Origin of the sequence: Profundicola chukchiensis (assembly GCF_029664245.1) — a bacterium.
GTDB lineage: Bacteria > Bacteroidota > Bacteroidia > Flavobacteriales > Weeksellaceae > Profundicola > Profundicola chukchiensis.
Genome location: NZ_JANAIE010000009.1, coordinates 1 through 12,498 on the forward strand (window position 1 = coordinate 1; position 12,498 = coordinate 12,498).

General features: G+C 35.4%; 15 protein-coding genes and 5 tRNA genes. 17 read left to right on the top strand and 3 right to left on the bottom strand.

Translation table 11 applies throughout. The features are described 5' to 3' along the window. The first annotated feature begins 594 nt into the window (after positions 1-594). The gene (menD, locus tag NLM59_RS10690) at positions 595-2,259 is read left to right on the top strand and encodes a 2-succinyl-5-enolpyruvyl-6-hydroxy-3-cyclohexene-1-carboxylic-acid synthase (protein WP_304417776.1); all 1,665 of its coding nucleotides are present in this window, start codon (positions 595-597) and stop codon (positions 2,257-2,259) included. A gap of 90 nt (positions 2,260-2,349) precedes the next feature. Here the strand turns inward: menD and rny are convergent, their stop codons facing one another. The 3 genes from rny to NLM59_RS10705 all read right to left on the bottom strand — a co-directional run bounded on the left by rny (position 2,350) and on the right by NLM59_RS10705 (position 4,785). Then, positions 2,350-3,957 (bottom strand): ribonuclease Y, encoded by a 1,608-nt coding sequence (rny, locus tag NLM59_RS10695; protein WP_304417777.1) that lies wholly within the window; start codon positions 3,955-3,957, stop codon positions 2,350-2,352. Between the two features lie 234 nt (positions 3,958-4,191). After that, positions 4,192-4,479, bottom strand: coding sequence for a cell division protein ZapA (locus NLM59_RS10700; protein ID WP_304417778.1), 288 nt, complete (start codon positions 4,477-4,479; stop codon positions 4,192-4,194). A 6-nt stretch (positions 4,480-4,485) separates the two neighbouring features. Next, positions 4,486-4,785 (bottom strand): hypothetical protein, encoded by a 300-nt coding sequence (locus NLM59_RS10705; protein WP_304417779.1) that lies wholly within the window; start codon positions 4,783-4,785, stop codon positions 4,486-4,488. 262 nt (positions 4,786-5,047) lie between these two features. Here NLM59_RS10705 and rpsU point away from each other — a divergent pair, with 262 nt between their 5' ends. The 16 genes from rpsU to rplL all read left to right on the top strand — a co-directional run bounded on the left by rpsU (position 5,048) and on the right by rplL (position 12,471). Further along, positions 5,048-5,242 (top strand): 30S ribosomal protein S21, encoded by a 195-nt coding sequence (rpsU, locus tag NLM59_RS10710; protein WP_304417780.1) that lies wholly within the window; start codon positions 5,048-5,050, stop codon positions 5,240-5,242. Positions 5,243-5,309: 67 nt separating this feature from the next. Beyond that, the gene (locus NLM59_RS10715) at positions 5,310-6,185 is read left to right on the top strand and encodes a tyrosine-type recombinase/integrase (protein WP_304417781.1); all 876 of its coding nucleotides are present in this window, start codon (positions 5,310-5,312) and stop codon (positions 6,183-6,185) included. A 9-nt stretch (positions 6,186-6,194) separates the two neighbouring features. Then, the gene (hpf, locus tag NLM59_RS10720) at positions 6,195-6,494 is read left to right on the top strand and encodes a ribosome hibernation-promoting factor, HPF/YfiA family (RefSeq protein WP_304417782.1); all 300 of its coding nucleotides are present in this window, start codon (positions 6,195-6,197) and stop codon (positions 6,492-6,494) included. Positions 6,495-6,600: 106 nt separating this feature from the next. After that, positions 6,601-6,674 (top strand) — tRNA-Thr (locus NLM59_RS10725). 31 nt (positions 6,675-6,705) lie between these two features. Continuing rightward, positions 6,706-6,788, top strand: a tRNA-Tyr gene (locus NLM59_RS10730). Between the two features lie 54 nt (positions 6,789-6,842). After that, positions 6,843-6,915, top strand: a tRNA-Gly gene (locus NLM59_RS10735). Between the two features lie 9 nt (positions 6,916-6,924). Continuing rightward, positions 6,925-6,996: transfer RNA gene (locus NLM59_RS10740), tRNA-Thr, on the top strand. A 108-nt stretch (positions 6,997-7,104) separates the two neighbouring features. Beyond that, a complete protein-coding gene (tuf, locus tag NLM59_RS10745) occupies positions 7,105-8,292 on the top strand; it encodes an elongation factor Tu (protein WP_304417783.1) in 1,188 nt (395 codons plus the stop codon). Between the two features lie 66 nt (positions 8,293-8,358). Beyond that, positions 8,359-8,431 (top strand) — tRNA-Trp (locus tag NLM59_RS10750). 16 nt (positions 8,432-8,447) lie between these two features. Continuing rightward, a complete protein-coding gene (gene secE / locus NLM59_RS10755; protein WP_304417784.1) occupies positions 8,448-8,636 on the top strand; it encodes a preprotein translocase subunit SecE in 189 nt (62 codons plus the stop codon). Between the two features lie 9 nt (positions 8,637-8,645). Continuing rightward, positions 8,646-9,191: a transcription termination/antitermination protein NusG gene (gene nusG / locus NLM59_RS10760; RefSeq protein WP_304417785.1), complete on the top strand. Its 546-nt coding sequence runs from the start codon at positions 8,646-8,648 to the stop codon at positions 9,189-9,191. 113 nt (positions 9,192-9,304) lie between these two features. Further along, positions 9,305-10,141: a T9SS type A sorting domain-containing protein gene (locus tag NLM59_RS10765; RefSeq protein WP_304417786.1), complete on the top strand. Its 837-nt coding sequence runs from the start codon at positions 9,305-9,307 to the stop codon at positions 10,139-10,141. A gap of 226 nt (positions 10,142-10,367) precedes the next feature. Then, positions 10,368-10,808 carry a 50S ribosomal protein L11 gene (gene rplK, locus NLM59_RS10770; RefSeq protein ID WP_304417787.1) on the top strand — a complete coding sequence of 147 codons (441 nt, stop codon included), beginning with the start codon at positions 10,368-10,370 and terminating at the stop codon, positions 10,806-10,808. Between the two features lie 11 nt (positions 10,809-10,819). Then, positions 10,820-11,509 carry a 50S ribosomal protein L1 gene (gene rplA, locus NLM59_RS10775; RefSeq protein ID WP_304417788.1) on the top strand — a complete coding sequence of 230 codons (690 nt, stop codon included), beginning with the start codon at positions 10,820-10,822 and terminating at the stop codon, positions 11,507-11,509. Positions 11,510-11,526: 17 nt separating this feature from the next. After that, entirely contained in the window at positions 11,527-12,051 is a 525-nt protein-coding gene (gene rplJ, locus NLM59_RS10780; protein ID WP_304417789.1) for a 50S ribosomal protein L10, read from the top strand. A gap of 45 nt (positions 12,052-12,096) precedes the next feature. Continuing rightward, positions 12,097-12,471: a 50S ribosomal protein L7/L12 gene (gene rplL, locus NLM59_RS10785; protein WP_304417790.1), complete on the top strand. Its 375-nt coding sequence runs from the start codon at positions 12,097-12,099 to the stop codon at positions 12,469-12,471. Positions 12,472-12,498: the final 27 nt, after the last annotated feature.

A 12,498-nucleotide genomic window follows, 5' to 3' on the forward strand; every position in this document is an offset into this window, starting at 1 on the left:
CTGCGAAAGCGGGAGAGTAGGTCGTCGCCAGTCTTTTATTTAAAGCCTCATACAGCAATGTATGAGGCTTTTTTTATGACCTTTTCTCAGTTCTGGATTGTTAGTCCTCGGTTCTAAGTTCACAGTTCACCGTTTAGGGTTCGAAGTTCAGGGTTCATGGATCTGAATTACTAGTAAGGCGGTTTATTATTAATTATATCTGATTGTACCATCTTTCGCAATTACTTCCAGTTATTTACTTTAAAACACTACACTCAATACTATATATCAGAAACCAATTAACTCTACACCATAAACTCTCAACTCTAAACTCTTCGCGTGAAGGATGTGGAGGGCTTGGTATTATGCTGATGTGTTTTATTAAAGTTTGTTATGGTTTACAGTGGATATAATGCTTAGCTTTTACGAGAAAGTTGTATTGGGCAGCATAATACGGAACCCCGCAGCAGCCTGACCATGTTGCGTCCCTTAATTTTGTAAAATAGTTGCTCTACATTGTAATCAATGGATTAAATATAATCTGAAAATAGCAACATGGGCACGCCCAAATTATCTTTAGATTCTTAGTATCTTTGCCACTTATTTTAATATAAAATGCAGAAATATTCCTCCAAAATAAACATTCAATTAATTGCTGAAACTTTACTCAAATCGGGTATCTCGAATATCGTAATTTCACCTGGCTCTAGGAATGGTGGGTTGACGATGCAGTTCGTTAATGATGATAGATTTACTTGTTATAGCGTCGTAGACGAAAGAAGTGCAGGTTTTGTGGCCTTGGGTATGGCGCAAAAATTAAACGAGCCGGTAGTGGTTTGTTGTACGTCAGGTTCAGCAGCAGTTAACTATTATCCTGCGATTACAGAAGCTTTTTATCAGAATGTTCCATTAGTAGTTCTTACGGCAGATCGTCCAGCTAATTATGTTGATTTATTCGATGGACAAACGATTCGTCAGGAGAATGTGTTTGAAAAGCATGTTTATGCCGGTGTTCAGTTAGAAGAAGAGGAGGATGATGCTACGATTACAGATAATTTCTTGAAAATTAAGGATTGTATGAAAGCCGTATGGCAAAAGAAAGGGCCAGTTCATATCAACATGCCTTTTTCTGAACCTTTGTATGATTCTATCAATGAAAAGTTGATCGATTTTGATAAACTGAGTTTAGGTAAGCCTGAATATCCAGCAGTTGATTGGGATTCTTTGTTATCGGAAGCTTCGGATGCAAAGAAAATAATGGTTTTAGTGGGTGGTCAAACTAAGGATGATGATCTTCAACATTATTTAGACAAATTGTCTGAATATAAAAATGTGATAATACTTACTGAGACAACTTCAAACTTAAACCTACCAAAAGGTATTTCACAAATAGATTCGGTGCTTAAAAATATTTCAATTTCAAATTATAATGAATTAAAGCCTGACTTGCTGATTACATTAGGCCAAAATGTGATTTCTAAAAAGATAAAGAATTTCTTAAGAGAGAATAAACCTACCTATCATTGGCATGTTAATTTGTATTGGCAACCTGATACCTATTTTTCTTTAACACAGAAAGTTTATTTAGAAGCTAAGGATTTTGTAGCTGCATTTTGTAAGAAATTCGAGCCGAAAAACTCTAATTATAGGGATTTATGGTTATTGACGAATAGAATTAATGCGGATTATCAAAATAGTTTTATGGAGTCGGTGGTTTGGAGTGACTTATTCGTATTTAAGACTACGATTGAGAATTTTCCAAAAGATGTAAACATTCATTATAGCAATTCGGCGGTGATTAGATATTCTCAGTTATTTAATCATGATGCATCGAATTCAGTTTACTGCAATCGTGGGACAAGCGGAATTGATGGATCTACATCTACGGCTGTAGGGCACGCGATAAAAACTGAAGAACAAACGATATTAGTTACTGGTGATATTAGCTTCTTTTATGATAGCAACGCCTTGTGGAACAATTATATTCCAGCGAGCTTTAGAATTATTTTAGTGAACAACGGAGGTGGTAATATCTTTAAGATTATACCTGGACCAAGTTCAACGAATGCTTTAGAGAAATTCTTTGAGACCAAACATAATCTTACGGCAGCTCATTTAGCAGAGATGTTCAATTTTGAATATAAAAAAGTGGCGAATAAATATGATTTGAAGAATTATTGGAAGGAATTCTATACAGCTTCTGATCGTCCTAAGATTTTAGAAATAGATACTAAGATGGCGCCCAATGCAGAAACATTAAAAGCATTTATGTCGATGTGATATTCATCTAAGATTTAATAAAAAATTAAAAAACTCCAAAATCAACGATTTTGGAGTTTTTGCTTTAAGATATTTATCTAACGTGTATGTTTATCGTGCAATATTAATAGCTCGTGTTTCTCTAATAACAGTGACCTTAACCTGACCAGGATAAGTCATTTCATTCTGAATCTTATCTGTAATTAAGAAGGATAACTCATTAGCACGTGTATCATCTACTTTTTCGCTTTCTACCATCACACGTAATTCTCTACCCGCTTGAATCGCATATGCTTTTTGTACACCATCGAACCCTAAAGCAGTACTCTCAAGATCCTTTAATCTCTGGATATACGATTCAATAACTTGACGTCTTGCACCCGGTCTAGCACCACTGATAGCATCCGCTACTTGAATAATAGGAGATAGGAGCGAGGTCATTTCGATTTCATCGTGGTGAGCACCAATCGCGTTTACAACTTCTGGATGTTCACCATATCTTTCGGCCCACTGCATACCTAGAATAGCGTGTGGAAGCTCAGACTCTTGCTCTGGTACTTTTCCTATATCGTGTAATAAACCAGCTCTCTTAGCTAATTTGGCATTTAATCCAAGTTCTGCAGCTAAGGTTCCAGCAATGTGTGCAACTTCTCTAGAGTGCTGTAAAAGGTTTTGTCCATAGGAAGAACGATACTTCATTCGTCCGATCACTTTTACAAGTTCAGGATTCAATCCATGAATTCCTAAATCTATGATTGTTTTCTTACCAATCTTGATGATTTCATCGTCGATTTGTTTTGCTGTTTTGGCTACAACTTCTTCAATTCGTCCTGGGTGGATTCTACCATCCGTAACTAATTTATGAAGTGAAAGTCTAGCGATTTCACGTCTAACAGGATCAAAACAAGAAAGAACAATAGCTTCTGGCGTATCGTCTACAATCACTTCAACTCCGGTAGCAGCTTCAATCGCACGAATGTTACGACCTTCGCGACCAATAATTCTACCTTTAACATCGTCATTCTCTAAGTTAAATACAGAAACAGAGTTTTCAACTGCTTGTTCAGTACCAATGCGTTGAATAGATTGAATAATAATTTTTCTAGCTTCATCTTGGGCATTCATTTGTGCTTCATCCATAATCTCTTGGATGTGACTTTGTGCCTTAGTTTTAGCTTCGTCAATCAAGGATTCCATAAGTTCCTTTCTTGCTTCTACAGCAGAATAACCAGAGATTTTTTCTAGTAAATCAACTTGTCTTTTGTGGTTGTTGTTAACCTCTTCAATTTTGCGATCTAAAACTTCGCGTCTTTCCTCAAAGTTTTGGATTTCGATGTCTAAAGCTTTTCTCTTCTTCTTAAGATCGCTTAAACCTTCATTTAATTTATGTTCTTTTTCTTTACTGCGTTTGTCTCGCTCTTCTGTTTTTCTTTCTTTTTGTGAGATGCTTTCTTCATGTTGAGACTTCAGCTCTAAAAACTTTTCTTTGGCTTGTAGAACCTTTTCTTTCTTGATTCTTTCGCCTTCTGATTCTGCGTTTTTCAGCAAGTTTTCAGATTTGAGCTTATTTTTAATAGCTATTTGCTCTATTTCATCAGCTTTTTTCTTAGCCTCTTCTAATAAGATCTCATTTTGGTTACTAATATTCTTTTTAGTAAAAATATACGCGATCAACGCTCCAACTATTAAGCCCCCAATAAGGGCAAATATCCATTCCATATATATGTATTTATAATAAAAAAATCCCACATCAGTTCATTTGATTTGAGTAAACTCCTGGTGACAGGATTTGAGCTAGCTTGACATTCAGAGATCCGTTGCTTTAATACCATAGAGGTGACGGCTTGTCTTCCAATCAATATTCACTCGGCATAAATATGCTTGTTGAGTTTACCAAATAGTGTTAGAACCAATGTGGGAAATGTGTTGTTTAATGAACTTCTTTATATAATATTAAAACTGCTGTTGCAATTCATCGATTATTTTGCGCAATCGCTTTTGTGTTTTTTCTTCTCCATCTACTTCACTTTTCTCTAAACCAATAGTTTTTGAAACATACTGTAATGAACACATAGCAAGTGCATCTTGCTTATCTCTAATGTCATATTTCTGTTCAAAATCCTTAATCAATTCATTGATTTGCTTGCCAGCTTTTCTGATAATCTCTTCCTCTTCCGCCTTAACGGACATGGGGTATTGTCTACCAGCGATTGTGATTTTCAACTTTACTTTATCGGCCATACAAATCTAAATCGATTTCTTTTTTACTTCTGCGATGCACAAATCAACTTCTTTTATCAGACTGTTTAATTTGTGTTTCATGAGTCGTCTATGCTCTGAGTTACCAGATAAACCACTCACTATTTTCATTTCTTTATTTTTATTTTCTAAAATCTTAATTTCTTTTAATGATTGATCTAATTGCTTTTGCAAGTCATTACGTTCATTTTTCAATTCTTCTAAACTCGCTTCAGTTTTCTTTTTATCTAAAAGTAACTTGCGAATTACATCTTCTAATTCCGTAATTAAATCATCTGTAGAAATCATTTAGTATACTAATTCTAACTATATACAAATGTACTTCAAAATTTAACAATCAGCAAACATATGTTATAGGTATAAATACTTTTATTTAAGAAATGAACACTCTTAAATCTTGAAATTCTTAAATTAAATAATTGAATTAAAGAATTGATAATCAGCAAGGAGGTTAAGTTGTTGTAATATTTTTAAATAAATATTGCACAAAGGTTTTTTCACTTAAAAAATACTCCTTATATTTGCCGTCCAATAAAAGAGATGTAAAATTATGTTGATTATTCCAGTAAAAGATGGCGAAGCTATCGATAGAGCGTTAAAAAGATACAAGCGTAAATATGACAGAACAAGAGTAGTTCGTCAATTACGTGCAAGACAGCAGTACACTAAGCCGTCTGTTGTTAAGCGTCAGCAATTAGCTAAAGCTAGATACAAGCAGCAAATGCAAAGTAAGGAAGACGCATAGATATTTATATCTTAATTATTAGAAATCGTTTATTAAATTTCACTAAATTTGATAAACGATTTTTTTTATGTCTATATCTAAATTTATTGATTATCTAAGTTTAGAATTGCAATATTCGCCACATACGGTTTTAGCTTATCAAAAAGATGTGCAAGATTTTGGGGCTTTCATTGCTCCAATAGATTTAGTAGATGCGAATAAAAAGGATATAAAAGCTTATTTATCTTATTTAGTAGAGCAGAAGCTTCAAGAGAGAAGCATTAATAGAAAGCTTAGCTCACTTCGAACTTATTATAAGTTCCTTCTTATAGTAGAGCGGATTTCACATATGCCTACAGAGGGAATAAAATCGCTTAAGTTTAATAGTAAAGTTCAGATTCCCTATTCCTCTAGTGAAATAGATAATTTGCTAAATGGGGAATTATTTGCTGATGATTTTGAAGGTCAGCGAGATAAATTAATATTAGAAATGCTATACCATACCGGAATGAGAAGATCGGAGTTGATTTCTCTACAGGTTTCTAGTATATCTTTTGATAAGAAAGAGATTAAAGTATTGGGTAAAGGAAATAAGGAAAGGCTAATTCCAGTTAACGATAAATTGCTCTATGAAGTCAAAGTTTATTTGGAAAAAGCTGAGGAAGAGATGGTTGATTTGAGTGAGAGTCTTTTCGTTACGAATAATGGCAAAAGATTGTATCCTGAACTTGTGTATAGTATTACAAAATCATATCTTAGTCTTGTCACACAGAAAAACAAAAAGAGTCCACATATGATGCGACATAGTTTTGCGACACAGTTATTGCATAATGGAGCAGAATTAAACGCAGTAAAGGAAATTTTGGGTCATTCTAGTTTGGCGTCCACGCAAGAGTATACACATAACGATATACAACAATTAAAAAAAGTGTTTAATCAGGCTCATCCACGTGAGTCTAAATAAATTTACAGTATGAAAATAAATTTGCAAGCAATTGGCTTTTCAGCCGGAGAGTCTCTAGAGAAGTATTTAACTGAAAAGTTAGAGAAATTAGATAATTTTTACGATCAAATTATCGCTGCTAATGTATTTCTTAAAGAAGAAAATGCCAGTGAAAAGGATAGTAAGATCATAGAGATTTTATTAGAAGTACCAGGTGATGATATCGTAGTTAGCAAGAAAGGTGAGTCATATTACGAAGCAACTGACCTTGCAGTCGATACTTTGAAACGATTGATTATCAAGAAGAAAGAAAAAATGTCAAAAAAATAATGCAAAAAAGTTTAAAAAATATTTGCATTGAATATAAAAGTTATTACATTTGCAGTCCGTTTAACAAAAAAGCGGACTGTTCTTTAACATAGTCTATGACAAATAAGCCTCCATAGCTCAGTTGGCCAGAGCACGTGATTTGTAATCTCGGGGTCGTCGGTTCGAATCCGTCTGGAGGCTCAATTTTAATAGAAAAAGTACAATTTAATTTGGGCAGATACTCAAGTGGCCAACGAGGGCAGACTGTAAATCTGCTGTCTTTCGACTTCGGAGGTTCGAATCCTTCTCTGCCCACAATTACTACTCAAAAATATTTAGTAAGTTTGCTTGCTGAATTTTTTGAGAGCTGCGGGAGTAGCTCAATTGGTAGAGTTTCAGCCTTCCAAGCTGACTGTTGCGGGTTCGAATCCCGTCTCCCGCTCAAATTTTGGCCGACGTAGCTCAGGGGTAGAGCGTTTCCTTGGTAAGGAAGAGGTCGTGGGTTCAATTCCCATCGTTGGCTCAGAGTGGAAAGTGCAGTGTATGTAATACATCGCACTTGTGGTGTTTTTTAAACATCCATATTGAAACGATTATATTAACACAAATAGAATTTTAATAATTTACTAAAATGGCAAAGGAAACTTTCAAAAGAGACAAGCCGCATTTAAATATTGGTACTATCGGTCACGTTGACCACGGTAAGACTACCTTGACTGCGGCCATTTCAAAAGTATTAGCAGACAAAGGTTATTCAGAAGTAAGAGCTTTTGATCAAATTGATAATGCTCCAGAAGAAAAAGAAAGAGGTATTACAATTAATACTTCACACATCGAGTATCAAACAGAGAATCGTCACTACGCACACGTTGACTGTCCTGGTCACGCGGATTATGTAAAGAACATGGTTACTGGTGCTGCGCAAATGGATGGTGCTATTTTAGTGGTTGCGGCTACTGATGGTCCTATGCCTCAAACTCGTGAGCACATCTTATTATGTCGTCAGGTAAACGTTCCTAGAATCTGTGTATTCTTGAACAAATGTGACATGGTAGATGATGAAGAGTTATTAGAGCTTGTTGATATGGAAGTTCGTGACTTATTATCTTCTTACGAATATGACGGTGACAACACTCCAGTTATTCAAGGTTCTGCATTAGGTGCATTGAACGGAGAAGAGCAGTGGGTTGAGAGCGTTATGAACTTAATGAACGCTGTTGATGAGTGGATTGAATTACCAGTTCGTGATCAAGAGAAAGATTTCTTAATGCCAGTAGAGGATGTATTCTCAATTACAGGTCGTGGTACAGTAGCAACTGGACGTATCGAGTCAGGTATTATTAATACTGGAGATCCTGTAGATATCGTAGGTATGGGAGACGAGAAATTAACTTCTACTATTACAGGGGTTGAGATGTTCCGTAAGATCTTAGATAGAGGTGAAGCTGGTGATAACGTAGGTTTATTATTAAGAGGTATTGAGAAAGATGATATCCGTAGAGGTATGGTTATCGCTAAGAAAGACTCTGTTAAGCCACACAGCAAATTCAAAGCAGAGGTGTATATCTTGACAAAAGAAGAAGGTGGACGTCACACTCCATTCAAAAACAACTACCGTCCTCAGTTCTACGTAAGAACAACTGACGTTACTGGAGAAATCCAATTAGCTGATGGAGTAGAGATGGTAATGCCAGGAGACAACATTTCTATTACAGTTGAGTTAATTCAACCAATTGCATTGAACGAAGGATTACGTTTCGCTATCCGTGAAGGTGGTCGTACAGTAGGTGCTGGTCAGGTGACTCAAATTATTGAATAATAATATAATATAATAGATGCAAGGTGTTTCCATGTTAATGTAATTTTGGGAACACCTTGTATACTTACGGGCGTAGCTCAGCTGGTAGAGCAGTGGTCTCCAAAACCAAAGGTCGAGGGTTCGATCCCTTCCGCCCGTGCACAAGTAAGAATACTATGATAGATTTTGTAAAAGGTGCTTATTACGAGTTTACACAAAATGTAACATGGCCGAAATGGAATGTATTGCAATCTTCTACAGTAGTAGTTGCAGTTGCTACATTGATTTTGGCTTTGTTTCTTTATGGCGTAGACACCTTGTTCAGCGAGGCGATTAATGGCTTGTATACTTTACTAAAAAATTAAGACCTTAATATGAGTGATGGAAAGAAATGGTACGTTTTAAAGACCATTAATGGAAAGGAAAATAAGATTAAGGCTTACATTGAAGATGAAATCAAGTATCAAGGACTTGAAGCTCATCTAGGACAGATTGTTGTCCCAATGGAAAAGGTGATTCAAATCAAGAACGGTAAAAAAGTTCAAAGAGAAAGAGTTCACTATCCAGGTTATGTAATGATTGAAGTTGAGTTAGTAGGAGAGGTTCCACATATTATTAAAGGAATCAATGGAGTAATTAGCTTCTTAAGTTCTACTAAAGGAGGTGATCCAGTTCCAATGCGTAAGTCAGAAGTGAATCGCATGTTAGGAAGAATGGATGAGTTGTCTGAAGAAGAGCAATTGGTTAACATTCCTTTTGTTGTTGGTGAAACAGTTAAAGTAATTGACGGTCCTTTCAATGGATTCAATGGAACTATCGAAAAGATTAACGAAGAAAAGAGAAAACTAGAAGTAATGGTTTCTATCTTCGGAAGAAAATCACCTTTAGAGTTAAACTATATGCAAGTAGAAAAGATTTAAATTTCTATTGTTATACATAATATTAAAAAGAACCAGATTTGGTTCTTTTTTTTTGCGCTATACTTTTTATCCGATATAGCTTTGTTTAAATTCGCTTAAATAATTTTATTAATATGAATAAATTCTATGTTTTAGGACTTGCCAGTATGCTTTTTGGTAGTTCGATGTCTTTTGCTCAAACTGAAACCCTATTTCAACAAGAAATGTTACCTAATAGTACAGCAATTGCAGCTTCATCTACAGAAGCTCGAACTGTACATTTGGCAGATGATTTTATGGTGAGTGAATCAGCTCAAGTAACAAGTATTACTTTAATTGGTGCGCAGGTTTTTCAAAATCTTCCGTCTATACTTCAATCTGTAGATGTATTCATTCTTCAAACCGATGAGTTAACTATGGCACCATCAGAGGAGAATGCAGTTTATGCTTCTTTGCAAAACATGGATAATGTTGAATTAGTTTCTAATGGTTTTGATCAAAATTTTATAATCGATCTAACTGAAGCAAATTTAGTTTTAGAACCGGGACATAAATATTGGATTGTATTTAGTGCTTATATAGATGCTCCGTATCCATCTAATATTACCGATTGGCATAATTATCCTGGGATTAATTTAGAAGGAACTAGTTTGGCGAAAGTTTATACCAATGGTGATTGGATGGAAATGGAAACAGGTATGACTTTCTTGGTAGAAGGTACCACCAGCTTAGGTACAAATGAAGTCTTCACTCAGAAAAAGAAAGTCTTAGCATCCACTTTGGTTCAGGATCAATTGATTACTAATTTAGATAATTTTGATTCATTACAAGTTTATGACTTAAGCGGAAAATTAATATTAAGTTCTGACAAAGTTTCAACACCAGTATCATTCTTGGTAGCGGGTACTTATGTAGCTGTATTAAAAGATAAAGAAGGGAAAAGTTTTAAAGCTAAGTTTATTAAAAAATAAATTTAGAAAACTATTGGATTTAAATTTTTAGAGATTTCAAGAGGATTAAATTAATTATTTTATAATCTAAAGATATTTAGTTGGATTAATCTTTGCAGAACCAAATAATATTCATAGTTTTGCAGTCCAAAATGTGGAGTTGTGACGTGAGACCACAATTTCACATGATTATTTATAAATGCTTCCACATTCGTAAATTTCTTAATTTTATTAGAAACATTGTAAAATGGCAAAAAAAGTACAGAAGATTGTAAAACTGCAGGTACGTGGTGGCCAGGCAAATCCTTCACCGCCGGTAGGTCCGGCTTTAGGTGCGGCTGGTGTAAACATCATGGAGTTCTGTAAACAATTTAATGGACGTACACAAGAGAAACAAGGTAAAGTATTACCTGTTGTAATTACAGTATATGAGGATAAATCCTTTGACTTTGTAATTAAGACTCCTCCTGCGGCGGTTCAATTATTAGAGGCGGCTAAGTTAAAGACAGCTTCTGGTGAACCAAACCGTGTTAAGGTAGGATCTGTTTCTTGGGACTTAGTGCGTACAATTGCAGAAGACAAAATGCAAGATTTAAATTGTTTCACAGTAGATTCTGCGATGAAAATGGTAGCTGGTACAGCTCGTTCTATGGGTATAACTGTAAAAGGAGGTACTAAACCAGAATAAAAAGATAAATTATGGCAAAATTAACTAAGAAGCAAAAAGAAGTTGCAGCCAAATTTGATAAAACGAAATTATACACTTTAGAGGAAGCATCTGCTTTAATTAAAGATATCGATACATCAAAGTTTGACGCAACAGTAGATATTGCAGTTCGTTTAGGAGTTGATCCAAAGAAAGCCAATCAAATGGTTCGTGGTGTAGTTTCACTTCCTCACGGAACAGGTAAAGATATTAAGGTTTTGGCTTTGGTTACTCCAGATAAAGAGCAGGAAGCTAAAGATGCAGGTGCAGACTTTGTAGGTTTAGATGAGTATTTAGATAAGATCAAAGGTGGTTGGACAGACGTTGACGTTATTGTAACTATGCCTGCGGTTATGGGTAAATTAGGTCCATTGGGTCGTATTTTAGGTCCAAGAGGTTTAATGCCTAACCCTAAAGCTGGTACGGTAACTATGGAAGTTGGAAAAGCGGTTTCTGATGTAAAAGCTGGTAAAATCGACTTTAGAGTAGACAAAACTGGGATTGTACACGCAATCGTAGGAAAGGTTTCTTTTGATGCTGAAAAGATCAAAGATAATGCAAAGGAGTTAATTTCTACTTTGAATAAAATGAAGCCTACTGCAGCTAAAGGAGTTTATATGAAGAGTATTTACCTTTCAAGCAGCATGAGTCCATCGGTTCAAGTTGATCCAAAAAGTGTTTAATCTTAAATAAATCCAGAATGAATAGAGCAGAAAAAGCACAAATGATTGAGGACTTACAAGAAGTCTTAAACAATACAGATACGGTTTATTTAACAGATATCGCCGGATTAGACGCGACTGAAACTACCAACTTAAGAAAAGCATGCTTTAAGAGTGACGTTCAATTACGTGTTGTTAAAAACACTTTATTGAAAAAAGCAATGGAGCGTGTAGAAGGGAAGGAGTATGACGAAATGTTCGATAGCTTAAAAGGCAACACAGCTTTAATGATTGCAGACAAAGCAAACGCTCCTGCAAAAGTTATCGAGAACTTCAGAAAGAAGTCACAAAAGCCAATTTTAAAAGCGGCATGGATCGATACAGCGGTGTACGTAGGAGATGAGAGATTATCTGAATTAGCTGCCCTTAAATCTAAGGAGGAGTTGGTTGGAGATATCATCGGATTACTACAATCACCTATCAAAACTGTTGTGTCTCAATTACAGACAGGTGGTCAAACTATCGCAGGATTGGTTAAAACGCTTAGTGAGCGTCCAGAATAAAACACACTCAAATATTTATAAGTTACAATTTTAAAAAACACAAAAATGGCAGAATTAAAAGAATTAGCAGAACAATTAGTTAACTTAACAGTAAAAGACGTTAACGAATTAGCAACTATCCTTAAAGAGGAGTACGGAATCGAACCAGCAGCAGCAGCAGTTGCAGTAGCAGGACCAGCAGCAGGTGGTGATGCAGCAGCAGAAGAGCAGTCTGAGTTTGACGTAATCTTGAAAGCAGCAGGTGCATCTAAGTTAGCAGTTGTTAAATTAGTTAAAGAATTAACTGGTAAAGGATTAAAAGAAGCTAAAGAATTAGTAGATAGCGCTCCAGCTCCAATCAAGGAAGGAATCGCAAAAGACGAAGCGGAAGCTTTAGTTAAGCAGCTAGAAGAAGCTGGTGCAGAAGTAGAGCTTAAGTAATTTAGCTTTATAAAAACTTAAGGTTTA

Coding starts and splice junctions, on each gene's coding strand:
- menD (WP_304417776.1), top strand. CDS start 595: ATGCAGAAATATTCCTCCAAAATAAACATTCAATTAATTGCTGAAACT.
- rny (WP_304417777.1), bottom strand. CDS start 3,957: ATGGAATGGATATTTGCCCTTATTGGGGGCTTAATAGTTGGAGCGTTG.
- NLM59_RS10700 (WP_304417778.1), bottom strand. CDS start 4,479: ATGGCCGATAAAGTAAAGTTGAAAATCACAATCGCTGGTAGACAATAC.
- NLM59_RS10705 (WP_304417779.1), bottom strand. CDS start 4,785: ATGATTTCTACAGATGATTTAATTACGGAATTAGAAGATGTAATTCGC.
- rpsU (WP_304417780.1), top strand. CDS start 5,048: ATGTTGATTATTCCAGTAAAAGATGGCGAAGCTATCGATAGAGCGTTA.
- NLM59_RS10715 (WP_304417781.1), top strand. CDS start 5,310: ATGTCTATATCTAAATTTATTGATTATCTAAGTTTAGAATTGCAATAT.
- hpf (WP_304417782.1), top strand. CDS start 6,195: ATGAAAATAAATTTGCAAGCAATTGGCTTTTCAGCCGGAGAGTCTCTA.
- tuf (WP_304417783.1), top strand. CDS start 7,105: ATGGCAAAGGAAACTTTCAAAAGAGACAAGCCGCATTTAAATATTGGT.
- secE (WP_304417784.1), top strand. CDS start 8,448: ATGATAGATTTTGTAAAAGGTGCTTATTACGAGTTTACACAAAATGTA.
- nusG (WP_304417785.1), top strand. CDS start 8,646: ATGAGTGATGGAAAGAAATGGTACGTTTTAAAGACCATTAATGGAAAG.
- NLM59_RS10765 (WP_304417786.1), top strand. CDS start 9,305: ATGAATAAATTCTATGTTTTAGGACTTGCCAGTATGCTTTTTGGTAGT.
- rplK (WP_304417787.1), top strand. CDS start 10,368: ATGGCAAAAAAAGTACAGAAGATTGTAAAACTGCAGGTACGTGGTGGC.
- rplA (WP_304417788.1), top strand. CDS start 10,820: ATGGCAAAATTAACTAAGAAGCAAAAAGAAGTTGCAGCCAAATTTGAT.
- rplJ (WP_304417789.1), top strand. CDS start 11,527: ATGAATAGAGCAGAAAAAGCACAAATGATTGAGGACTTACAAGAAGTC.
- rplL (WP_304417790.1), top strand. CDS start 12,097: ATGGCAGAATTAAAAGAATTAGCAGAACAATTAGTTAACTTAACAGTA.